We start from the raw sequence: 22,814 nt of genomic DNA, 5'->3' as shown, positions 1-22,814 counted from the left end.
TATTAAGCGTTAAATGCTTCTAGCATTTGTGAAATTTCCATTGGTTTTTTTGTAACTGCAATGCGTCCTGCACGAACAAACTGCATTATCCCAAAAGGTTTTAATTGGTTGTAAAGTGACTCTATATCTTCTTTCATACCTGTCTTTTCTACTACAAAAAAGGTTTTACTTACAGTAACAATTCTAGAGTTACTTGCCTTAATTATTCGTTGTATCTCATCTTCATTAAAAAAGGTATCCGACTTTATTTTAAACAAACAAGATTCTTGATATACGGTTTCTTCATCTGTATGGTAATAGGCTTTTATAACCTCAACTTGCTTTTCTATTTGCCCAATAATCTTTTTTATTTTTTCTTCGGAAAGGTTAACCACTAATGTCCATCTAGACACACCTTCTATTTCTGATACAGAGACATTAATACTTTCTATGTTTATGTGCCTACGTTGAAAAATTGCCGATATACGATTAAGCAATCCTATATTATTTTCTGTATATACAGAGACCGTGTATAATTGTTGTTCTTGTACTTTCATCTTTAGTTTTTTTTTAGCTTAAACGGATGTCTGAAACGGATGCTCCTGTTGGTATCATTGGGAATACATTACCTTCTTTTTCTACAGATACTTCTAAAAAATACGCGCCTTCTGCTTCCATCATTTCTTTTACTGCTGTTGCTAGGTTTTCGCGTTTTGTTACTTTTTGTGCATCTATTGCATAGCCTTTTGCTATGGCTACAAAATCTGGGTTTTGAATTTCGGTAGAGGCATAGCGTTTTTCAAAAAACAATTGTTGCCATTGTCTTACCATACCTAAAAACTCATTATTTAACACTACTATTTTTACTGGTACTTTGGTTTGAAAAATGGTTCCTAACTCTTGTATAGTCATTTGGTAACCGCCATCGCCTATAATTGCTACTACATCGCGTTCTGGCGCTGCCATTTTAGCGCCTATTGCTGCTGGTAACGCAAACCCCATAGTACCTAGCCCTCCAGAGGTTATATTGCTTTTGGTTTTATTAAATTCTGCATAACGGCAGGCAATCATTTGGTGCTGCCCTACATCGCTTACAATAGCTGCATTGCCTTTACTTTGGTTATTAATTTCTTTTAACACCTCCCCCATTGTTAAGCCTTCTTTTGTAGGGTGTAAATCGTTTTTAATGACTTTATCGTATTCTATTTGATATAAGTCTTTAAATTTTTGATGCCAAGCTGTATGCTTCTTGTCTTTTAATAAGGGTAGTAATGCTTTTAATGTTGTTTTGGCATCTCCTAAAACTGCGACATCTGTTTTTACATTTTTATCTACTTCTGCTGGATCGATTTCAAAATGGATGACTTTAGCTTGCTTTGCATAGCTTTCTAAATTACCCGTTACACGATCATCGAAACGCATGCCTATAGCTATTAATACATCGCACTCGTTGGTTAACACATTTGGTGCGTAATTACCATGCATGCCTACCATGCCCACATTTAAATCATGAGCTGTTGGTAATGCTGAGGCTCCTAAAATAGTCCAAGCTGCTGGTAATCCTGCTTTTTCTATAACTGCTTTAAATGCGTTCTCTGCTTCACCTAATATTACACCTTGCCCCCAAACTACTAATGGTTTTTTAGAGTTATTTATTAATTGTGCTGCTGCTTCTACTTGTTCTAAGTTTACTTTTGGTGTTGCTACATAACTTCTTACGCCCTTACATTTTTCGTAAGCAAAATCGAATTCTTCAAACTGGGCGTCTTTAGTAATATCTATTAAAACGGGTCCTGGTCGTCCACTTTTGGCTATATAAAATGCCTTGGCTATAACTTCTGGTATTTGTGATGCTTTTGTTATTTGCTGGTTCCATTTGGTTACTGGTGTAGATATACCAACGATGTCTGTTTCTTGAAATGCATCTGTTCCTAACAAATGAGACCCTACTTGCCCAGTAATGCATACCATTGGTGTAGAGTCTATTTGCGCATCTGCAATACCCGTTATTAGGTTTGTTGCTCCTGGTCCTGAGGTAGCCATAGCTACGCCTACTTTTCCAGAAATTCTAGCATAACCTTGTGCTGAGTGCGTTGCGCCTTGCTCATGGCGTGTTAATACGTGCTGTATTTGGTCTTGAAATTTATATAATTCATCATAAACCGGCATAATAGCTCCTCCAGGATAGCCATATAATACATCTACGCCTTCTGCTATAAGACATCTTACTACTGCTTCGCTCCCAGATATGCGCATCGTATTTTTTGTCTCTTTTACTGTTGTTGTTATTGTTTGGGTTTCCATAATTTTATGGTATTATTGGTCTTGTATAACAGACCTAGTATTTAGTTGTGTTTTATTTTTTAAAATTCGTCTGTTACGCACCCTTTTGATGCAGACGATACTGTTTTTGCATATTTGTATAGCACGCCTCGTTTAAACTTAAGTGCTGGCATTGTCCAATGTTCTTTTCTCTTCTTTAATTCTTCTTCTGAGACTTCTAACGAAATGGTATTGGTTTCGGCATCTATGCTTATTATATCTCCATCTTTTACCAGTGCAATGGCTCCGCCTTCTTGTGCTTCTGGTGTTATATGCCCTACAACAAACCCATGGGTTCCTCCAGAGAATCTACCATCTGTAATTAAAGCGACATCTTTACCTAATCCTGCTCCCATTATTGCCGCTGTTGGCTTTAACATTTCTGGCATTCCTGGTCCGCCTTTTGGGCCTTCGTAACGTATAACAACAACGTCTCCTTTTTCTACTTTACCGTCTCTTATGCCATCGTTAGCATGGTATTCTCCTTCAAAAACTTTTGCTTTTCCTCTAAATCGTAACCCTTCTTTTCCTGTTATTTTAGCAACACTTCCGTCTTTTGCTAAGTTGCCATATAGCATTCTTAAATGCCCAGAAATTTTTATTGGTTTTTCTATAGGTTTTATTACTTCTTGTCCTTCTGTTAGGTCTGCTACGTCTAGTAAGTTTTCTGCTATTGTTTTTCCTGTAACGGTTAAACAATCGCCATGTAATAATCCTTTTTTAAGTAAGTATTTTAATACTGCTGGGATACCTCCTACTGCGTGTACATCTTCCATTAGGTATTTTCCGCTTGGTTTTAAATCGGCTAAAAAAGGTGTAGTATCGCTTATTTCTTGAAAGTCTTTTAATGTAAATTCTATATTAGCTGCTCTTGCTATTGCTAAAAAGTGTAATACGGCATTGGTAGAACCGCCTAATATGGTTACTAAACGTACCGCATTTTCTAATGCTTTTCGCGTTATAATATCACTTGGCTTGATATCTTTTTCTAATAATACACGTATGGCTTCTCCGGCTTTTACTGCTTCGTCTTTTTTAGCATCACTTAATGCTGGGTTAGAGGAGTTAAACGGTAATGCCATACCTAAAGCTTCTATTGCAGATGCCATGGTATTAGCGGTATACATACCTCCACAGGCTCCTGCTCCTGGACATGCTTTTTGTACTATGTTTTGGTATTCTGTTTCGGTCATGGTTCCTGCGACTTTACTTCCCCAGGCTTCAAAGGCTGATACAACATCTAATTTTTTTCCATTATGGCAACCTGAATCTATGGTTCCGCCATAGACTAAAATGCTTGGCCTGTTTAAACGAATCATAGCCATTAACGCACCTGGCATATTTTTATCGCAGCCTACCACTGTTATTAGTCCATCGTAACTCATAGCTTGCACTACGGTTTCCATAGAATCTGCTATGATGTCTCGTGATGGTAAAGAGTAACGCATACCAGGTGTTCCCATAGAGATGCCATCGCTCACCCCTATTGTATTGAAGATTAATCCTACTACATCTTCGTTTTTAGTGCCTTGTTTGGTTAATTTTGCCAAATCGTTAAGGTGCATATTACACGGGTTACCTTCGTAGCCTGTACTTGCTATTCCTACTATAGGCTTATAGAAATCTTCTTTTATTAACCCAATAGCATGCAACATTGCTTGTGCTGCTGGTTGTGTAGCGTCTTGTGTTACTGTTTTACTATATTTATTTAATTCCATTAGTATGCTGGTTGAAAGAAATTTGATGTGTGTTGTCTTACCAATTTTTGGTAGTGTTTAGAAAAAGTATAGCCTATAGTGTTTTCCCAAGGGTTATTAAATTTGTTTCCGTCTAAGGATTCTATTGGCGCTATTTCTGCTGCTGTTCCTGTAAAAAATGCGCCATCTGCTTTATACACATCACTTGGTGTAAAGTGCTTTTCTATTATTACATAGTCTAATTCTTTTGCTATTTCAAAAACAGTTTGACGCGTAATTCCTGATAATATGTTTCCTAACGGGCATGTATAGAGTACTCCATTTTTTTCGTAGAAAAAGTTTGCTCCAGGCCCTTCTGCCACGTAGCCTTGAGCGTCTAATAATAAGGCTTCGTCGAATCCTTTTTGTTTTGCTTCTCTTGTTGCTAGTATAGAATTCGTGTAATGCCCTACAACTTTTGCTTGAATATGGGTAGATTTAGGGTTTGGTCTTTGATAACTTGAAGTCATTAATTTTACTTTATTATCTCCTAGGTATTTATCCCAAGACCATGCGCATAATAGTAAATGAGATTTCTCGGCAGGAATTAAGCTCATTTGTTCGCCTTGGTATAACAATGGTCTAACATAGGCATCTTCTAAATTATTTTTTTGAAGCAACTCGTATGTTAAGCTTGTTAATTCTTCTACAGTATACTCGCACGGAATATGCATAGCTTTTGCCGAATACAAAAAGCGCTCGTAATGTGCTTTGGCTTTAAAAATTTGTGCTCCGTCTTCGGTTTTATACGAACGGATACCTTCGAATACCCCATTTCCATAATGAAGTGTCTGGGCGTACAGACCTGTGGTTGCTTTTTCTGCTGGCATCCAATGGCCATCTAGGTATACTAATGTGTCTTGGTTATAATACATGATTTCTGGTTTATGTGTTCAAAATTAATTGACACTATAATTAATTATTATGCTCTTTTTTTAGTTTCAACTTAATTCAGTTTTAATTTAACTAGTCTAAATCATTAAAAAACAGATTATTAAATATTTTATTTTATTATGTTCATAGTGTTTAAGCGCCATAAAAAAAGCCTGTATCTAAATAGATACAGGCTTTTTATTATATATAATAAGGATCTGTATCAACTCAGGTCGAGTTAATAATGACACTAATTATAATAATGACAGTTTTAATAAAATTCATAATGTGCTGTACAAAAAAAGCCTTCCGTTTCGGGAAGGCTTTTAAAAATTTATTTAAGTTTTATATACCATTTCCCTATCCTTGTGAACTAATCACAATGACAATAATTGAAATGATATTTACTATTTGTTTCTTCATTTGTTGGGTCAAATATGATAATTTATTTTTAATAATTCAATATTATTTTAAAAAATTATTTTTCAACACCAACTTCTTAATTAATTTTACACTTTAGTTTTCAATACTTTAAAGCCTTATTTACACCTAAATAATTAAAAAAATATTACTAAAACAGTTCTATTTTATTTTTCGTCTAGCAGTCGTTCTTCTTTATCTTTTTTAATAGCTTGTTTAGTAATTTCAAATAGTTGCGTTTTTATACTTGTGTATTCTTTATAAAAGTCACTCATTGTTTTCACCAACTCTTTATGCTCCTTTTTATAAGTTGTTTCGTCTTTTGTTTGGTTAATTCCATCTAGCATTATTTCTAGATCATTTTCATGTTTTTGTACTATTTTTATTAATTCGTTATTTCGTTTTTGAGAGTTATTAAGGATATCTATAATTTCTACTGTATCTGTAAACTCTTCTGTATTTAATAATTGTGATGTATACGTTTTTACTAAATCTTTAAAAAAGAGATGCTCATCTGCTATAAATAATAATTCGGAAAGCCACTTTTTTGATGCTTCATGCATTTCTTCTGCACTTATCCACTCTATATATTTGGGGTTAATTTGTATTGTTTTCATGACTTTATTGTTTTTATATTACTCTGGTATTACTAAAAATGGTACTGTTGGGTGAAATCCTATTGTTTTTATTACTGGTTCTTTGGTTATTTTTTCAATAAGACTGTGTTTATAATTAACCATTGCTAAAACATCTATTTCTAAGTCTTTAATAAACTCTGCTATTTCTTCTGCTTTTTTTGTGTATTCTGGCATCCAGTGAAAGCTATAGTCGTACTCTTTTAAATATTCGGTTAATTTTATTCTATTGTAATGCTGAATGTCTTTTAATTGCTCTTCTTCGTTTATGTGAAGAATTCTAATTTTTGAGTTATACAAATCTGCAAACTCCTTGATAGTTTGTAACTCTCTATCGCTATAAAAACGATTATAATCTGTAGGGAAGGCTATTTGTTTAATCGGTACAAAGTCGTGTTCTTCTGGTACTATTAATACTGGGCATTTCTTTACTTTTTCTAGCAGTGTTACACTATTGCTTCCTAAAAAAAACTCTTTTGCCCCTGTGGCTCCTTTTGTTCCTGTTACTATTAAATTAATATCGTATTTATTTATAGCCGTAGTTATGGCTTTGTACAAATTGTCTGTACTTAACAATGTTTTGTATGTATGGCTTGTATTTATATTGGATTGCTCCATTTGTTCTTTTAACTCAAATAATTCTTGCTTTGCTTTATTATACTTACTAGACACAGTTGTTATGTTTACGGGCAATGCATTTAACACATAAAAAGTACAAGGTTTATTTGCATATAGTTTAAGTGCATATACAATAGCACTCCATGCATTATCTGAAAAATCTGTTAGTAATAAAATATTTCGTTGCATAAGGTTTCCTTTTTAATCTGTTTAAATAAAGCTAATTATTTAACACTAAATAAACGATGATATTTATCAGGCAAAAGCAAAAAACACACCCCGTTATGTACTTTTTGGTTAAAAAACAACTTTTAAAAATTGCTTTTTTTTAATGATTTTAGTCATGTTATTTTCTAAGATGTGGTAGTACCTTTAATATAGAATTTAAACCAATAGATTATGAAAAAAAGAACTCCAATTTCGGCTATAATGACTAAAGATGTTATTACATTAAACCATTCTGATAATTTAGAAACTGCCGAAACTTTATTTAAGAAAAATAATATTAGACACATCCCTGTTGTTAGCGGAGATAAAATTATTGGTATGCTAAGTTATACCGATTTATTAAGAATAAGTTTTGCAGATGCCGTAGATGCCAATGAACAAAATGTAGACACCGTTGTTTATAATATGTTTACTATAGAGCAGGTTATGGCGAAAAACCTAGTTAGTGTTAATACTAATACCACAATTAAAGAGGTTGCCGAAATACTTGCTAAAAAAGAATTTCATGCGTTACCTGTTATAGACAATGATAAGTTAGTTGGTATTGTTACTACTACAGATTTAATTAACTATTTAATTAATTTATTTTAACTAATTATTCTGTTTAATTAAAAGAAAAACGTCTAAAATTAATTTTAGACGTTTTTTTTTATGAACTTATCTTTTATTTGGTTGGTATAACCAAAAACGGAGTATTTAAGTGAAAGCCTATTTGATTTATTTTGTTTTTGAAGAATATATTTTCGAAAAAAGAGTGTTTATTATTAATCATAGTTAATAAATTAGTTCTTGCTCTTGATTGAAATTCTGTTATTGTTTTTGGTATATTTTTCCCTTCTACTTCATGATATAAATATGATGTTTCTTTAACGAGTGTTGTTAGGTGTTTTTTATTGTCTTCTTGTTTATTTGTTAATGACTCATTTTGAAAAACATGAAGTATATTTATTCTTGAGTTAAACTGTTTTGCAATATCTATTATGGGCTGTATTTGCTCTATTTTAAAATTAATATTGTAATCTGTAGGAAATAGTATTTCGTGAGGTGCTTCAAAAGAAAATGTATCTGGCACCGCCAATACAGGACATTTAGCGCTTTTAAACACATGTACTGCATTAGAGCCAAATAGTATTTCCTTTGCTCCTGTAGCTCCTTTAGTTCCCATTACAATATAATCTATAGTAGCATCTTTATTCAACTCATTTATTTCACCTATTAATGTATTAAATGAGGTTATTTCTATAAAATTATGTTTTAAATTATTATGTTCTTTTTTTATTCGTGCTTTAACTTGTTTTAAGCCATTTATTGCATTTTCTTTTATTATATCCTCTAAATTAGATTGCGCTGCGCTTATTACAATTTCATTTAAATTATAAATTACTGGCGTGTAAGTATTTAATAAATAAAATTCACAAATTTCATTTTGAAATAATTGCAATGCAAAATCTATTGCATTCCATGAGTTTTCAGAAAAATCTGTTGGTAATAGTATTTTTTTCATAATTATTTGAATTCATTATAGTTATCGTCTTCTATTTTGCATTACTAAAAATGGAATCTCAACGTTAAGGGATAATTTATCTACTGTAGATTGAAATAAAAAATCTTCTAAAAAAGTGTGTCTTGTATTAACCATAACCAACATATTTGCCTTACTTTCATCTATGTATGTAAAAATGGCATTTGCTATATTTTTGTTAGCTTTAGTTATAAAATTTAAATTGTTTTTACATAATTCTTCTTCAAGAAACAATCTATTATCTTCTTGGCGTCGTGATAACTTTGTTGTTAAAGAGACATGTAAAAGGTCTATACTTGCTCTAAAAGGAGAGGCCATTTCGCAGAGTAATTTTAACTCTCTTCGTTTATAAGGAACCATATAGTTTGTAGGAAAAACCACTTGTTTGGGCTGTACATATTTATAACCTGATGGTATTGATAACACTGGGCAGTTTACATACTTTAAAACTTGTAGTGTATTACTACCAAAAGCGTATTTTTTATTATTAGTTTTACCTTTGGTTCCCATTACAATAACATCAATATTTTTCTCTTCTGTTATTTCATCTATCTCGTCTATTAATGTATTGTATGCGGATATTACTTTATAGTTATGCCTTGGGTTGGGAGATATTTGTTTAACATTCTCTAGAAGTTGCTCTAGTTGTTCTCTAGAGTGTTTCGCTTTTTCTTCTATAATATCTTCAAATACCTCTGTACTTAGCAGCTCTATGCTTTTATAGACCTCATCTTGATATGTGTGTAAAAAGTAAACATTAGATTTTTCGTATTTAAAAAGTTCTAATGCATATTTTACAGCATTCATTGCATTCTCAGAGAAGTCTGTGGGGATTAAAATATGCCTCATAATATCGTTGTTTTTATATTATTATTAGTCATGATTTTTAATTTCTATGAATAAGGCTTAAGTATCGCTTTGCGTTTTTCTAGTTGTTTTTTTAAATCGCTAATTGTATTCTTAACTGCTAGTTCGTAGTTTTTTTCTTTAGAGGATGCAAATATTCTTGAACCATTTAAGCTCAGCTCCATTTCACATATTTTACCTTCTCTTTTAGAATCATTTTCTTTTTTAAAGAATACATTAGCACTTATAAGCCAATCAAACTTTTCAAACAATTTATTTAAGTGTTCAATAGTATAGTTACGCATTGATTCACTCGTTTTCATATTTACAAATTGGATATTTGTTTTCATCTTACTTTTTTTAATTACATACTTAAAGTTAAGTGTAATTACATAAAATTAAAATGACATATATCAGGCTTAAAATCATCATTATTAACTTTTTAAAACAAAAAAAAGGAACATAAATATATTCCCTATCGTCTTAATTAAAGTAATAGTATTATTTATTCATGAAGGACTAAAAATGGGACATCTGTATGGTAGCTAATTTCCTCAACTGTTGGATGAAATAATATTTTTTGGAAATAGTTTAAGTTTTTTGCTACCATCACTATCATATCTATATCTCTACTTTGCACGAAGCACTGTATAGCATCTTCGACCTTTTTATTTGTTAAAAAGTGAAAGCTACTTGTGTGTTCGTTAAAATAGTCTTCAAGTAATTCTTTATTATTTTGCTGACTTGTGTTAAGGTTTACTTTTTTTCTACTAATATGTAAAACTCTTAATGCGGCTTTAAATGTGTTTAGTATTTCGGAAATAGGGTTTAATAATTCAATATTATATTGTAGAGCATAGTCTGTAGGGAAGGCGATTTCTTCTGGTATTTTATAGGTTGTGTTTTCTGGTATTACCAACGTATTACATTGTACTTTTGTTATAATATTTCCTGTATTACTTCCTACAATGTGTTTTTTTAGTCCAGTTGCTCCTTTGGTTCCAACAACAATAATATCAATTTTTTTTTCTTCTACCTGTTGTCTTATAGATTCTGTAAAAAAATTATTATCTATTAATGTATAAAATTTGTGATTATTGTTTTTTGAAAATGTTTCAGAAATACGTTTTAATGTTTTTTTAAGTTTTTCTTTTATTGGCTCTTCATAAGTGACACTTATTACTGGTTGCGAAGTAATGTAAGGCGTATCATTAACCGCTAAATTAGTTAAGCGATTAACGTGTAATATATAAAAGTTGCACTTTTCATTGCTAAAAAACTGGAGTGCATATTTTATAGCATTCCATGAATTTTCGGAAAAATCTGTTGGTAATAAAATATTTTTCATTTAAAATACATCTTTTATATAAACAAATGTATTATTAAGGTGTGCTGAAAAAAATGATATTAATCATATATAATAGAATAGGACTACTCTACATGTTGTAATTTTTCTAAATCTAAAATTTTAATGTTTCTTCCTTCTATATCTATAAGCCCCTCTTTTTTAAAGCGAGACATGGTTCTAATTAATGTTTCTGTCGCAATACCTGCTACACTGGCTAAATCGTTTCTAGATATTTTAATAGCCTCGCCTGGTTTTCTATCTAATTTTTCAGCAAATTTTAAAAGTGTTGCTGCTGTTTTTTTATGCACCGAGCTGTATGCCATTTGTAATAACTGCTCTTTAACTCCTGTTAAATCGTTTGTTAATAGTTGAATAAGCTCTAATGCTACTTTATGGTTGGTATTAAGTATTGTTTTTAATTCGCTTGTTGCTATCCCCACTAATTCACAATTTTGAATTGCCGTTGCTGTTTCTTGGTATGGTAAGCTTTCTGTAAATGAGGTATAGCCAAATAAATCGTCTTCTTTATGTAAGGCTGTAGTAAGTTCTTTACCTTGCTCATCGAATTTATAACATTTTATAACACCTTTACTTATTAAGTAAATATAGTTAGAGTGTTGCCCCTCGGTATATATTTCACTCCCTTTATTAAAGTTAAAAACTTCTCCATTGTCATCAAAAAAGTTTTTAAGGTCATTTAGTGTACGAATCTCATCTGTATTTTCTTCTGCAGATTCGGGTGTAGTTTGCTCCTTTAAAATAGCCACTTTTGCTATACGGCTTTCTATGGCGCTTACCAATTCGTCTTCGTTAAATGGTTTTGTTATATAATCATCTGCACCTAAATTCATGCCCATACGCACATCCTGTCTTTCTGTTTTTGCAGATAGAAATATAAACGGAATATATTTGGTTTGTGGTAAACTTGACAAAGCTTTTAAAACACCATACCCATCTAATTCTGGCATCATGATATCGCTAATTATAATATCTGGCAGGCTATTTTTTGCCACTTCTACCCCAATTTTCCCATTAGGCGCTGTTATTACATTATATCCAGATAATTCCAGTAATTCTTCTGTGTTTTCTCTTAAAACGGCATCATCTTCTATTAACAATACTTTCTTCATGAGTTAGCTTTGTTTGGTATTTTTATTACAAATGTTGATCCTATATTTTCTTCACTAGTAAAGCTTATAGAGCCTCCTAAATTCTCTAAATGCGATTTTACAATATTTAAACCTATACCTGTCCCTTGTGTTAGCAACGCATTTCCTGCCCTAAAATAGCGATTAAATATGTTTTTTTGTTCACTTTTTGGTATTCCAATTCCATTATCGCTAATAGTAAAGAGGGTTACTTCTTTGTTTTGTTTAACTTTAATACTTATTGTTGTGTGCTCTGGGGAGTATTTAATAGCATTATGAACTAAGTTAGATAAGGATAACTCTACTGTTTTTTCGTCTTGAAAAAGCGATAATTCATCTATATCATCTGGATAATTAATATGCTGCCCTTCTTTTAAAAGCATATTGCTATTATACACTACTTCGTTTACTACTTTACTTATTTTAAACTCTGTAAACTTATAGCTTATTTTTCCTGTTTCAAGTCTTTCTACCGACAAGAAATCGTTTAAAATATTATTTAAATAATTTACTTTATCGGTAACTGTTTTTATATGTTTATCTCTTTTTTCTTGTTGCTCTGTTAGCTTATACTTGCTTAACAACATTGTAGAGGTTAAAATACCACTTAACGGTGTTTTAAATTCGTGAGAAACTAAGGATAAAAATTTTGTTTTTAGCTCATTAAGCTCCTTTTCTGTTGCTAACGCTTCTTTTAAATCTCTTGTGCGCTCTTCTACTGTTTTCTCAAGGTGCTGTGTATAGTTTTTTCTCTCGGTAATATCTATTACTAAAGCCATTACATATTTTTTATCGTAAATTGTAAATGGGTTTAAACCAGCTTCGACAGGAAATATTACACCATCTTTTTTTACTCCAAAAATATCGCGCCCTTTACCCATTTGGCGCTTTTCTTTATGCCCTATAAAATTTTTAAAATGTTCTCCGTGATTAGAGTGGTAATTTCTAGGAATTAAAATATTTAATGGTTTACTTATTAACTCTTTATTGTTATACCCAAACAGTTGCTCTGCAGACTCATTTACTTCTACTATGTTTTGATTTTCGTCTACAATTATAACCCCCTCGGAAACTGCTCCTAATAAAATATTAAAAACATCTTGATCTTGTTGAAACATATCATTTACTTCTAGGCTATAAAGATACTCAATACTAGTTGATTTTATTAAGATTTTACGCCTAGAAAAACTGATTTATATCATTCTTAATTTATAATAAACAGTCTAACTTTACTTTATTATGCATGTAATAAAAATTATTATTTACGCTTTTTTATACTCCTTGTAAAGTTTTGCTATTTTATTACAGTTTTATACGTAAGGTTACAAAAAAGGATTCATTTATAAACAATAGGCGTAAACAAAAAATAGATGTTGTTATTAAACGGTTTTTAACTCCTCTATGAAAATATTTAAGTATAAGATTCTGTAGTATTTGCAAGTGTTTTGATAGTTTTATTACCTTTAAACAAAATAATAAAAAACACATATTATAACCGCTAACATTATTACTTTTTAATTATTCTAGTTCAAAAAATTGAATTAATTAATGTTAGTGACGTTTTAGTATTGATAAAAAAACATTAAAAATGAAAAGCAATTTTAACGCTATAATTAATTCTGAAACTCCAGTTCTTATCGATTTTTTTGCTACATGGTGTGGACCATGTAAAACTTTAGCTCCCATATTAGAGCAAGTAAAAGATGAGCTAGAAGATCGTATAAAAATTATAAAAATAGATGTTGATAAAAACCAACCGCTTGCAGCAAAGTACCAAGTAAGGGGTGTACCAACTATGTTACTTTTTAAAAATGGTAAACAAGTTTGGAGACAGTCTGGGGTGTTACAAAAAGACCAATTGATACAAATTATAAAATCGCATTAACCATGAGTACCCACATTAATGCCAAACAAGGGGAAGTTGCAGAAACAGTATTACTTCCAGGAGATCCTATGCGTGCTAAATGGATTGCTGAAACTTTTTTTGAAAATCCAATTTGTTACAATGAAGTACGTGGTATGTTTGGTTATACTGGTACTTATAAAGGTAGGCGTATATCTGTGCAAGGTACTGGAATGGGAATTCCTTCTACTTTAATTTACTGCCATGAATTAATTAATAATTACGGTGTTCAAAACTTAATTAGAGTTGGTTCTGCTGGTTCTTACCAAAAAGACGTTAATATTAGAGATATTATTATTGCTATGTCTGCCTCTTCTACTTCTGGAATAAATAATTCTCGCTTTATTAATGCAGATTATTCACCAACTGCAAGTTTTGAATTATTTATGAAAGCTGCATTATACGCAAAAAATAACAACATTTCTATTAAAGCTGGCAATGTGTTATCTGCCGATGAGTTTTACGAAGATGACTTTAACAACTATAAAAAATGGGCCGATTTTGGTGTGCTTTGCGTTGAAATGGAAACTGCTGGTTTGTATACTATTGCGGCTAAACATAATGTAAAAGCATTATCTATCCTTACCATATCCGATTCACTTGTTACTGGGGAACACACTTCTTCTCATGAGCGTGAAAGGTCTTTTAATACCATGGTAGATATCGCTTTAAGTACTTTATTTTAACTTGGAAGTAGTATAAAAAGGGACTTTATCTGCTATAGCATATAACTTGAAAAAATATTTGAAATTTATAAATAGAACTATAAAAAGTGAGGCAAGCACTCAAGTTTCTATTATTAAACAAAACAACATGTTTTTACAACGTGTAAGCATCTTTTTAAAGGATCTAAAAATTTAACTTAGTTTGTCTTAAAAAACACACAAGCCTCTTAAAAGAGGCTTGTAGAAAATTATTTTATGTGAAATTATAGGCTTGTGCAACGGTTACCATTGTTGTAACACGTTATTTATTCAATTGGTTGTTCATTCAGTGAGTTTAATAAATTTTCAATTTCCAAGTTCAATTCGATTTTGTTAAAACTCATTTCCTCATTTTTGTTGTTTCTGATTATCATGTTGTTCTTTTGAAACGAGAAAGTCAAATATTTTTGATTTTCCGTCAATCCGTGTCTTCTCGATTTAGAAAGAATAAATGTATATAATGATTGACCTGCTCTTAATGTTTTGTCAAATCCTTTAGAGCGTAAATCTGATATGAAAGACAGAACATCATTTATATAATCCTCATTTATTTCTTTGTAAAATCTGATTATACTATTCCAGCTTTCAATAAACTCTCCTTCGATACCATTTCCATTTTCGTAAGCTCTAACTAAATCATTTGAAATAATCCAATTAAAATCTTGGGATAGGCTCGATAGATTTTCTCTTTTAATTAAAAATCGATTTAAAACCTCTGCGATTTCATCGTTTTTAGCTACGGATTCGAAAAGCATACACTGGTCAATACTGAACCCAATTGAAAATTCTGTATTCTCTCCTGTTGATGTAAACCAACATACTCTGTCGTTATTACTTATTTCAAATCGAATTATTCCACTTCCGTGATTATCTATTACTCGATTTGTGTTTTCTAAATTCGGATATTTTGTTAACCATTTTTTTTCAAATTCTTTTATGATTCGAAGTCCTTTATCTACAAAAGGAAAGTGTTCGTATAGTTCAGATTTTGATTTGTTTAATATCCAATTTTCAACTGATTCAATTACTTTTTTTCGGTCATATGAGCGTCCACAAGATATTTCATTATCTTCTAAAAAAAACGAGATAATAAATTCTTCATTATTCTTTTTGTTGTCTCTCATATACGATAGGTCACAAGAATAAATGGAAACTTTTGTGTTCCCAGATTCACAAATACAATTCCAATGAACACCAGTTCCTTCTAATTTAGATTTGATTTTCAATTCCTTATTAGAAATATAGTTTGTCAATTCACTATAAAGTGATTTCGCTATTTTTTCTTGTTCGAACAATGTTTCGTTTTAATGTGTTACAACGGTCTCGGCTATGAGTAGTTGCGTGGGTTAGCACGAAACTTAGCAAGTACACACCAAACTGAAAATCCGCGAGGATTTTCAGAAGTAGACGAGAACAAGCAATTGCTTATAGCCATTGTTAGCTTTAGTTTTTATTGTTCAATTTCAGTTTCAAATTCAGGTTTTTTGAATTTATCATCAGAGACTTCCATAGCTTTGAATTCAATAACCTCAATATTAAAAGCCATAGCTTTAATCCTTAAAGGTAAACAACCATACTTTTCAAAAATCAAATTTTTATGGTCTAATTTAAATTCAGAATAATTCTCTGGGTCAATTTTCAAATATTCACTGTTAAACCAAAGTTCAGCTGTTCCCATTTTAGATTTTAATAAAACTTTTTTACAATGAATATCTAAAATAGTATCTGTTTCTTTAGTCTCAATGAATTCAACAAAAGCGTCCATTTCTGGGTGCTTATTTGTGTTCTTGACTATAGCTTCTTTTGAATTCTCTTTCCAAGCATAAACTTTCTTTTTTTCAGGTGAATATAATTCAAATCCGTTTTCCAATCCAGTTGATGTTTCAGACAGAAACCTATTTCCTTTATAAAAATATTTTTGAAGCATAAAACCCTGTTCTCCAAATACAGGTTTTAAAATTCGTTCTTTAAAAATACTATCTGTAAACATTTCAGGATTCGGATTTTCCATCGTTGTTTTATATGTTATTGTTCCCTCAAAACTCTGACTAAAAGATAAACTTGTAAAAATTAATAAAGTCAGATAAATTATGTTTTTCATTTCGTTCTGTTAAATTAAAGCTAACGTCTCGGTGTATGGCTCGTTGCGTGCAAATTAGCGATTATTTTTCGGTTGAGCCACAAGCCAGATTTTTAAATTTTACTATTTATCTTTTTTATTGGAAATCGTCAAATTTAAAAATTTGGCGACTTTCCAAAAATGCCTTAACTTCGATTAAGCAACTGATTATCAATGAGCTATACACATTGTTACCTGCTGGCTTTCTTTATTTTTTCTATTGAATTTAAGGCTTGTTCTCCTATCGTTAATTCAGTAGTTTGGCTCAAAAATCCATCCTCATCAAATATTTTCGGTTTTTCATTATTTTCAGTCAGTTTATTTAAGAACAGTATTTCATTTTCAGTTCCAATCTCTCCCAAAGTCCAAATACAATCATAAGCTATCATAGGATTTTCAGATTCCACTTTCTTTTTAATAGCTGGAATTGCTTTTTTGAAATCGAAATCCGCAAATGTTCTACACAAATTTGAGTTCAAAGTATGATTTTCGTTTATAACGAATAACTCCAAAAGTTTATCTGCGCTTTCTGTTTGGTTGTTAGACCTTATTGATTGTATTGCAATTATTTTTACAAATTCATCTTTGTCAGATAATGAGTTTTCTAACAGTTCAATTTTTCTTTTATCATCAAATTCATTTAGTTCGTAAAGAATTTGTCCTCTATTTGTGGTTTTAGAATCATTAAAAACTTTTACTAATGAATCAAAATCTTTCTCAATCCTTCTATTCGTTTCTGTAGAGTAATTGTCAGTTTTTTTATCTGATTTAGTATTGCAAGAAAGAAGCAATGTTGTTAATATTATGAATAGAATTTTGGTCATTCTCGATGTTTGTTTCAGCTTGCAGGTAACTAGTGTATATACGCAAGTTATAAATAAAATATAGATCTAATAAGGTTTGAGAGCTTTTTATTTTTCAATAATAAGAGGATTTATAATGGATTTTATAAAATTGTATATACGTATGTTTTTTAGTGTTTTAATATTAAGTAATGTTTGTATTAACTTTTTTGAACCAGAAGGGTTTTATATTGATATTACTTAGATGTGTTAAATATCTATGTAAAAATTAAAGTTTGTTTTTGTTCAATCTACAATAAGTTGCAGTTACTTATATACAGCTTTTATTCATTTTTAATGTATTCTAATAATTAGTGTAATCATTTAATAATATAACGCAATCTAAGGTATTTTAATCAACTCTTTTTTTAAGTTCTTTAACTTACTTAAAGAGGTATAGGTGCTAATAAATACTTTTGAGTAAACAAAAAAGTTATCTCGGGTTATCTAGATAGTCTTTTAAACTTGAGAGTTTATGTTTTAGATTTTAAAGGCGAGAAGTTTAGCTTCAACGAATGTCCCAATCGTTCCGCCTTGTGAGATTTGGACAATGCCTATGCATCGACGATTGCTATTATCAATAAGGAGAATTTTAAACGCTTCAAAAAGACTAATCGTTAAATCATTCCAGTTTTCTAGAAACAATTTATACGCACTTTTTGAGAATGAGATTTTAGATCGGTTTCGTCTTAACCTTGTTCTTTTAAGAGAAGGGCATTTAGCTAATATTGGTTTTGAGAGAGCCTGTCATGGAAAGGACTATGACGCAATTATAGAATAAAAAATATGCACATGTACCCAAATAAAAAAGCCTTGCAAACAAATTGTTCGCAAGGCTTAGTACTGAAGACGGGACTTGAACCCGTACGTCCTAATGGACATTGGATTTTAAGTCCAACGTGTCTACCAATTCCACCACTTCAGCATTGGTATTTTTTATATAAAACAGGTCAGAGCGAAAGACGGGATTTGAACCCGCGACCCCCACCTTGGCAAGGTGATGCTCTACCCCTGAGCTACTTTCGCAGTTGTTAAATGAACGTTGCAACATTGCTATTGCGGATGCAAATTTAAGTCTTTTTTAGAAATACCAAAGCTTTTTTAAAAAAAATATTAAACTATTTTTTAGTGCATTGATTTTCAAGTTTCTAAAAATGCATTTTTTTTAGTTCCTTTTTATAATTAATAAAACATTATGCTTTTTCCGTTTTTACTAGCATGCGTTTTATTTCATTTAATTTCATTAATGCTTCTACTGGTGTTAATGTATTAATATCTGTTAATAGGATTTCTTCCTTTATTTCTTCTAATAAAGGATCGTCTAGATTAAAGAAACTTAATTGCATGTCATCTTTAATAGATTTCACTTTATCTGTTAGTTCTTCACTAGAATGTGACTGCTCTAACTTCTTTAAAATTTTATTAGCACGATGTAATACTTGTTGTGGCATTCCTGCTAATTTTGCTACATGAATTCCAAAACTATGTTCACTACCACCTGCCACTAGTTTTCTTAAAAATAATACGTTGTCTTTAAGTTCTTTTACAGAGACGTTAAAATTCTTAATACGACCAAATGTTTCTGTCATTTCATTAAGTTCATGGTAATGTGTTGCAAACAATGTTTTTGGTTTGGCTGGATGTTCGTGTAAATACTCGCTAATTGCCCAAGCTATAGAAATACCATCATAGGTACTTGTTCCACGACCTATTTCATCTAACAACACTAAACTTCTATCGCTTATATTATTTAATATAGAGGCGGTTTCATTCATTTCTACCATAAATGTAGATTCTCCCATAGATATATTATCGCTTGCTCCTACTCTAGTAAAGATTTTATCTACTAACCCTATTCTAGCCGTTTTAGCTGGTACAAAACTTCCTATTTGAGCTAATAACACTATTAATGCTGTTTGACGCAATATGGCCGATTTACCAGACATGTTTGGCCCCGTAATCATTATTATTTGTTGTGTGTCTCTGTCTAAAAATACATCGTTTGTAATATAGTCTTCTCCTATGGGTAATTGCTTTTCTATTACTGGGTGACGGCCTTCTTTTATTTCTAAATCATGCGAATCGTCTAGTGTTGGGTATACATAGTTATTATCGTTTGCTAATTGTGCAAAGCCACATAAACAATCTAATTGCCCTATTAAATATGCATTTTGTTGTACTGGTTTTATGTATTGATTCATCCATAATACCAAATCATTAAATAGTTGTTGTTCTATTGCTAGAATACGTTCTTCTGCTCCTAAAATTTTAGCTTCATATTCTTTTAATTCTTCGGTAATGTAGCGTTCTGCATTTACTAAGGTTTGTTTTCGTATCCACTCTTCTGGTACTTTATCTTTGTGTGTGTTACGTACTTCTATATAATATCCAAATACGTTATTTGAGGCTATTTTAAGCGACGTTATTCCTGTACGTTCACTTTCTCGCTCTAGCATTTTATCTAGGTATTCTTTCCCAGATGACGACAAACCTCTTAATTCGTCTAATTCTTTTGAAAAACCTACTGCTATTGTGTTTCCTTTTAAAACATTTACTGGCGCTTCTTCACTTACTGTTTTCTCAATTTTTTCGCGAAGCACTTTACAGGCTTGTAAATTATCGCCTATTATTTTTAAAGATTCGTTATCGCAATGCGACGCTATGTCTTTTATTGGCACAATAGCATCTAAAGAGTTTTTAAGTTGAATAACTTCTCTAGGACTTACTTTACCTGTTGCTGTTTTAGAAATTAAACGTTCTAAATCGCCTATTTTTTTTATTTGATTTTGTATGTCTTGATGTACCGTTTTATCTTCTTTTAAAAACGAAACGACTTCATGACGTTGTTTTATTTTTTCTACATTTTTTAGAGGTAAAGCTAGCCAACGTTTTAACAAACGCCCACCCATTGGAGAAATCGTTTTATCTATTACATTTAATAGTGTTACGGCATTATTATTTGTAGAATTATAAAGTTCTAAATTACGAATGGTAAAACGATCCATCCAAACATATTCATCTTCTGCAATACGAGATACCGATGCTATGTGCTGTAATTTGTTATGTTGTGTCTCTGCTAGATAATGCAAAATTGATCCAGCTGCAATAATACCTTCTTTTAAGTCCTGTATTCCAAATCCTTTTAACGATTTGGTATTAAAGTGTTTTAATAAGGTTTCGTTAGCATAATCTGTGTGATATACCCAATCTTCCAAATTAAACGTATGGTAATCATTACCAAAGCTTTCATTAAATTGTAAACGTTTTTGCTTAGATACTAAAACCTCGCTTGGACTAAAGTTTTGTAATAACTTATCTATATATTCTTGATTACCTTGTGCTGTTAAGAATTCGCCTGTGGAAATGTCTAGAAAAGAAATCCCAATACTGTTTTTTCCAAAGTAGACAGAACCTAAAAAGTTGTTTCTTTTGGATTGTAACACCTCATCATTAAGGGCTACTCCTGGCGTTACCAATTCTGTAACACCTCGTTTTACAATTGTTTTTGTTTGTTTTGGGTCTTCTAATTGATCGCAAATAGCAACCCGTTCTCCTGCTTTTACCAATTTAGGTAAATAGGTATTTAATGAGTGATGTGGAAATCCTGCTAATTCTGTTTCACTCTCACTACCAGCGCCTCTTTTAGTTAGTATTATGCCTAGAATTCCTGCTGTTTTAACTGCATCCGAACCAAAGGTTTCATAAAAATCTCCTACTCGAAATAATAATAGTGCATCTGGATATTTAGCTTTAATGGCATTATACTGCTTCATTAAAGGGGTTACTTTTTTCGCTTTCTTTGCCAATGGATTGTTATTTTTATGTGCTACTTTTGCTTAAAATATAAGGATGCAATGTAACTATTATTTCATTTTTTATAAAGTGGAAGCGTTATAAGTTATCTATAATTATTCACAACAAAGCATGCGTAAATTAAAAAATAGCGAATTAGATAGGTTAAGTGTTGAGGCTTTTAAATCGGCTAAGAAAACCCCAATTATTATTATTCTAGATAATATTAGAAGTTTAAATAATATTGGTTCTGTCTTTAGAACGAGTGACGCCTTTTTAATTGAAAAAATATATTTGTGCGGTATTACTGCTACGCCACCCCATAAAGACATACACAAAACTGCTTTAGGCAGTACAGATACTGTTGTTTGGGAGCACGTTGAAAGTACTATAGAATTAACAAAAAGACTACAAGCCGAAGGCGTAAAAATATGCGCCATTGAGCAAGCTGAACAGGCAATTATGTTAAACACTTTTTCTCCTGAACCTGAAACTACTTACGCATTAGTTTTTGGAAACGAAGTAAAGGGTGTTGCGCAAGAGGTTGTAAGTGCTAGTGATTATGTTATTGAGATTCCTCAATTTGGTACTAAACACTCACTAAATATATCTGTTAGCTGTGGTATTGTAGTTTGGGATATTTTTAGCAAGCTAACAAATTAAGAGGTTTTATTGAGCGTAATTTTGCTATGCTTACTCATCACGAATAAACAACTACTCTTTAAATTGTTTTGTTTTTATCTTTCTATAAACGTTAGGTTTTATATTTTACAGACGTCGTTAATGTTTATAACCCTTTTTGTTTAGCCAAAACACCTTATGCTTTTCTCTCTTATTTAGGCTCAGTACTCTCCGCCCTAATTGGGAATAACTTCTTATAAGTTAAACACCTCCAGATCCACTCTAGTGGTCCAAACCTAAAATATTTTAACCAAATTTTACTGAATAGAACTTGAAATATAAAAACAAAAATTGCAACAATTAGTGCTTTTGAGGGACTTAAAGTTTCGTAAAGTTTAAATCCTATCGATGAAAATAAAATTAAACCAATAAAGCTTTGCATTATATAATTGGTTAAAGCCATTCTGCCAACATATTTTAATGGTGACAAAATCTTTTTCCATTTAGTATTGTAATAAATCCAACCAATAGCCCAAAGATAAAACAGCCCCATTGCAACATCAGAAAGCACCATTAATTTAATAAATACTGCTCTATAATTTTCTAATTTAAAAATTTCAAGTTTTACCAATGCAAATAAAAAGAATAGTCTATATACGTTAGTTACTATTGTAATTATCAATATTGGTTTTTTTATTTGATGCAGAAATAAACTTAAAGAGTTGTAAATTTTATTTTTACCAAGGTAAAGCCCTAAAAGAAACATTGAAGTCGCAATTGGTGCTAAAAATCCAAAAAGCATTGGAATATTAGAACCATACTCTAACAATCGTAATTTTACACCTTCAAAATAAGTTCCGTTTTTTATTATCTTATTAACCGTTTCTCCTGTATAGCCCTTTAAATAGATTTCTGGTTGAAAATGTATAAGATTAAAAATGTATTCAAAAACTTGATCGTAGAAAGGAAAGAACAGGAAAACTATTGATAATGCTAGAATTAGTTTGTTTGACCTTTTTATCATAAGCGTGGTAAACAAACCAAGAATTGCATAAAGGTTTAACACATCGCCCGACCATAACAATGTAATATGTAAAACACCAAAAATGAATAATATTAACATTCGCCTCCCAAAAAAGGAAAATGACAGTGTATTGT

The 22,814-nt window shown here is 31.1% G+C and carries 22 protein-coding genes and 2 tRNA genes; 5 read left to right on the top strand and 19 right to left on the bottom strand.

Going from position 1 to position 22,814, the window contains the following annotated elements:
• Positions 1–2: 2 nt before the first annotated feature.
• The 6 genes from ilvN to ACVC2P_RS21050 form a co-directional block, all read right to left on the bottom strand.
• On the bottom strand, positions 3–536 hold the full coding sequence (ilvN, locus tag ACVC2P_RS21075; RefSeq protein ID WP_452600410.1) for an acetolactate synthase small subunit: 534 nt from the start codon (positions 534–536) through the stop codon (positions 3–5).
• Between the two features lie 13 nt (positions 537–549).
• Entirely contained in the window at positions 550–2,283 is a 1,734-nt protein-coding gene (gene ilvB, locus ACVC2P_RS21070; RefSeq protein ID WP_452600409.1) for a biosynthetic-type acetolactate synthase large subunit, read from the bottom strand.
• A gap of 59 nt (positions 2,284–2,342) precedes the next feature.
• Positions 2,343–4,019: a dihydroxy-acid dehydratase gene (ilvD, locus tag ACVC2P_RS21065; RefSeq protein WP_452600408.1), complete on the bottom strand. Its 1,677-nt coding sequence runs from the start codon at positions 4,017–4,019 to the stop codon at positions 2,343–2,345.
• Positions 4,019–4,912, bottom strand: coding sequence for a branched-chain amino acid transaminase (locus ACVC2P_RS21060; RefSeq protein WP_452600407.1), 894 nt, complete (start codon positions 4,910–4,912; stop codon positions 4,019–4,021). Before ACVC2P_RS21060 ends, ilvD begins: the two co-directional genes overlap by 1 nt.
• 585 nt (positions 4,913–5,497) lie before the next feature.
• Entirely contained in the window at positions 5,498–5,947 is a 450-nt protein-coding gene (locus ACVC2P_RS21055) for a hypothetical protein (RefSeq protein WP_452600406.1), read from the bottom strand.
• An 18-nt stretch (positions 5,948–5,965) separates the two neighbouring features.
• Positions 5,966–6,772, bottom strand: a complete 807-nt coding sequence (locus ACVC2P_RS21050; RefSeq protein WP_452600405.1) for a universal stress protein — start codon at positions 6,770–6,772, stop codon at positions 5,966–5,968.
• Between the two features lie 210 nt (positions 6,773–6,982).
• On the opposite strand from ACVC2P_RS21050, the gene ACVC2P_RS21045 reads away from it, so the two are divergent.
• A complete protein-coding gene (locus tag ACVC2P_RS21045; protein WP_452600404.1) occupies positions 6,983–7,402 on the top strand; it encodes a CBS domain-containing protein in 420 nt (139 codons plus the stop codon).
• Between the two features lie 73 nt (positions 7,403–7,475).
• Here the strand turns inward: ACVC2P_RS21045 and ACVC2P_RS21040 are convergent, their stop codons facing one another.
• The 6 genes from ACVC2P_RS21040 to ACVC2P_RS21015 form a co-directional block, all read right to left on the bottom strand.
• Positions 7,476–8,315, bottom strand: a complete 840-nt coding sequence (locus ACVC2P_RS21040; protein WP_452600403.1) for a universal stress protein — start codon at positions 8,313–8,315, stop codon at positions 7,476–7,478.
• A gap of 21 nt (positions 8,316–8,336) precedes the next feature.
• Positions 8,337–9,182, bottom strand: a complete 846-nt coding sequence (locus ACVC2P_RS21035; protein ID WP_452600402.1) for a universal stress protein — start codon at positions 9,180–9,182, stop codon at positions 8,337–8,339.
• A gap of 44 nt (positions 9,183–9,226) precedes the next feature.
• Entirely contained in the window at positions 9,227–9,529 is a 303-nt protein-coding gene (locus tag ACVC2P_RS21030) for an HPF/RaiA family ribosome-associated protein (RefSeq protein ID WP_452600401.1), read from the bottom strand.
• A 155-nt stretch (positions 9,530–9,684) separates the two neighbouring features.
• A complete protein-coding gene (locus tag ACVC2P_RS21025; protein WP_452600400.1) occupies positions 9,685–10,527 on the bottom strand; it encodes a universal stress protein in 843 nt (280 codons plus the stop codon).
• Positions 10,528–10,610: 83 nt separating this feature from the next.
• On the bottom strand, positions 10,611–11,657 hold the full coding sequence (locus ACVC2P_RS21020; RefSeq protein WP_452600399.1) for a response regulator: 1,047 nt from the start codon (positions 11,655–11,657) through the stop codon (positions 10,611–10,613).
• On the bottom strand, positions 11,654–12,793 hold the full coding sequence (locus ACVC2P_RS21015) for a PAS domain-containing sensor histidine kinase (RefSeq protein ID WP_452600398.1): 1,140 nt from the start codon (positions 12,791–12,793) through the stop codon (positions 11,654–11,656). The genes ACVC2P_RS21020 and ACVC2P_RS21015 overlap by 4 nt, the downstream gene beginning before the upstream one ends.
• Positions 12,794–13,263: 470 nt before the next feature.
• Here ACVC2P_RS21015 and trxA point away from each other — a divergent pair, with 470 nt between their 5' ends.
• Together trxA and deoD are read left to right on the top strand one after the other, a co-directional pair.
• On the top strand, positions 13,264–13,560 hold the full coding sequence (gene trxA, locus ACVC2P_RS21010; RefSeq protein ID WP_452600397.1) for a thioredoxin: 297 nt from the start codon (positions 13,264–13,266) through the stop codon (positions 13,558–13,560).
• Positions 13,561–13,562: 2 nt separating this feature from the next.
• Positions 13,563–14,264, top strand: coding sequence for a purine-nucleoside phosphorylase (gene deoD, locus ACVC2P_RS21005; protein WP_452600396.1), 702 nt, complete (start codon positions 13,563–13,565; stop codon positions 14,262–14,264).
• A gap of 284 nt (positions 14,265–14,548) precedes the next feature.
• On the opposite strand, the gene ACVC2P_RS21000 is transcribed toward deoD, so the two are convergent.
• The 3 genes from ACVC2P_RS21000 to ACVC2P_RS20990 all read right to left on the bottom strand — a co-directional run bounded on the left by ACVC2P_RS21000 (position 14,549) and on the right by ACVC2P_RS20990 (position 17,225).
• Positions 14,549–15,577, bottom strand: coding sequence for a hypothetical protein (locus ACVC2P_RS21000; protein ID WP_452600395.1), 1,029 nt, complete (start codon positions 15,575–15,577; stop codon positions 14,549–14,551).
• Positions 15,578–15,732: 155 nt separating this feature from the next.
• Positions 15,733–16,383, bottom strand: a complete 651-nt coding sequence (locus tag ACVC2P_RS20995) for a hypothetical protein (protein ID WP_452600394.1) — start codon at positions 16,381–16,383, stop codon at positions 15,733–15,735.
• Between the two features lie 209 nt (positions 16,384–16,592).
• Entirely contained in the window at positions 16,593–17,225 is a 633-nt protein-coding gene (locus ACVC2P_RS20990; protein WP_452600393.1) for a HEAT repeat domain-containing protein, read from the bottom strand.
• 568 nt (positions 17,226–17,793) lie between these two features.
• On the opposite strand from ACVC2P_RS20990, the gene ACVC2P_RS20985 reads away from it, so the two are divergent.
• Positions 17,794–18,024, top strand: a complete 231-nt coding sequence (locus ACVC2P_RS20985; RefSeq protein ID WP_452600392.1) for a hypothetical protein — start codon at positions 17,794–17,796, stop codon at positions 18,022–18,024.
• A 60-nt stretch (positions 18,025–18,084) separates the two neighbouring features.
• On the opposite strand, the gene ACVC2P_RS20980 is transcribed toward ACVC2P_RS20985, so the two are convergent.
• From ACVC2P_RS20980 to mutS, 3 genes are all read right to left on the bottom strand, one after another.
• Positions 18,085–18,168, bottom strand: a tRNA-Leu gene (locus ACVC2P_RS20980).
• A 29-nt stretch (positions 18,169–18,197) separates the two neighbouring features.
• Positions 18,198–18,269 (bottom strand) — tRNA-Gly (locus ACVC2P_RS20975).
• A 167-nt stretch (positions 18,270–18,436) separates the two neighbouring features.
• A complete protein-coding gene (gene mutS / locus ACVC2P_RS20970; protein WP_452600391.1) occupies positions 18,437–21,049 on the bottom strand; it encodes a DNA mismatch repair protein MutS in 2,613 nt (870 codons plus the stop codon).
• A gap of 118 nt (positions 21,050–21,167) precedes the next feature.
• On the opposite strand from mutS, the gene ACVC2P_RS20965 reads away from it, so the two are divergent.
• A complete protein-coding gene (locus ACVC2P_RS20965; RefSeq protein ID WP_452600390.1) occupies positions 21,168–21,698 on the top strand; it encodes an RNA methyltransferase in 531 nt (176 codons plus the stop codon).
• Positions 21,699–21,867: 169 nt separating this feature from the next.
• Here the strand turns inward: ACVC2P_RS20965 and ACVC2P_RS20960 are convergent.
• Positions 21,868–22,814: DUF418 domain-containing protein (locus tag ACVC2P_RS20960; protein ID WP_452600389.1), on the bottom strand; the 947-nt coding region annotated here is incomplete at its 5' end.

Source organism: Pontimicrobium sp. MEBiC01747, from assembly GCF_053601635.1.
The sequence above is the reverse complement of the archived record's forward strand: the minus strand, read 5'-3'. Positions and strand labels throughout refer to the sequence as shown.

Bases quoted from the DNA above. Each gene is read 5' to 3' on its own strand.
- ilvN (WP_452600410.1), bottom strand. From the start codon at position 536: ATGAAAGTACAAGAACAACAATTATACACGGTCTCTGTATATACAGAA.
- ilvB (WP_452600409.1), bottom strand. From the start codon at position 2,283: ATGGAAACCCAAACAATAACAACAACAGTAAAAGAGACAAAAAATACG.
- ilvD (WP_452600408.1), bottom strand. From the start codon at position 4,019: ATGGAATTAAATAAATATAGTAAAACAGTAACACAAGACGCTACACAA.
- ACVC2P_RS21060 (WP_452600407.1), bottom strand. From the start codon at position 4,912: ATGTATTATAACCAAGACACATTAGTATACCTAGATGGCCATTGGATG.
- ACVC2P_RS21055 (WP_452600406.1), bottom strand. From the start codon at position 5,947: ATGAAAACAATACAAATTAACCCCAAATATATAGAGTGGATAAGTGCA.
- ACVC2P_RS21050 (WP_452600405.1), bottom strand. From the start codon at position 6,772: ATGCAACGAAATATTTTATTACTAACAGATTTTTCAGATAATGCATGG.
- ACVC2P_RS21045 (WP_452600404.1), top strand. From the start codon at position 6,983: ATGAAAAAAAGAACTCCAATTTCGGCTATAATGACTAAAGATGTTATT.
- ACVC2P_RS21040 (WP_452600403.1), bottom strand. From the start codon at position 8,315: ATGAAAAAAATACTATTACCAACAGATTTTTCTGAAAACTCATGGAAT.
- ACVC2P_RS21035 (WP_452600402.1), bottom strand. From the start codon at position 9,182: ATGAGGCATATTTTAATCCCCACAGACTTCTCTGAGAATGCAATGAAT.
- ACVC2P_RS21030 (WP_452600401.1), bottom strand. From the start codon at position 9,529: ATGAAAACAAATATCCAATTTGTAAATATGAAAACGAGTGAATCAATG.
- ACVC2P_RS21025 (WP_452600400.1), bottom strand. From the start codon at position 10,527: ATGAAAAATATTTTATTACCAACAGATTTTTCCGAAAATTCATGGAAT.
- ACVC2P_RS21020 (WP_452600399.1), bottom strand. From the start codon at position 11,657: ATGAAGAAAGTATTGTTAATAGAAGATGATGCCGTTTTAAGAGAAAAC.
- ACVC2P_RS21015 (WP_452600398.1), bottom strand. From the start codon at position 12,793: ATGTTTCAACAAGATCAAGATGTTTTTAATATTTTATTAGGAGCAGTT.
- trxA (WP_452600397.1), top strand. From the start codon at position 13,264: ATGAAAAGCAATTTTAACGCTATAATTAATTCTGAAACTCCAGTTCTT.
- deoD (WP_452600396.1), top strand. From the start codon at position 13,563: ATGAGTACCCACATTAATGCCAAACAAGGGGAAGTTGCAGAAACAGTA.
- ACVC2P_RS20995 (WP_452600394.1), bottom strand. From the start codon at position 16,383: ATGAAAAACATAATTTATCTGACTTTATTAATTTTTACAAGTTTATCT.
- ACVC2P_RS20990 (WP_452600393.1), bottom strand. From the start codon at position 17,225: ATGACCAAAATTCTATTCATAATATTAACAACATTGCTTCTTTCTTGC.
- ACVC2P_RS20985 (WP_452600392.1), top strand. From the start codon at position 17,794: ATGCCTATGCATCGACGATTGCTATTATCAATAAGGAGAATTTTAAAC.
- ACVC2P_RS20965 (WP_452600390.1), top strand. From the start codon at position 21,168: ATGCGTAAATTAAAAAATAGCGAATTAGATAGGTTAAGTGTTGAGGCT.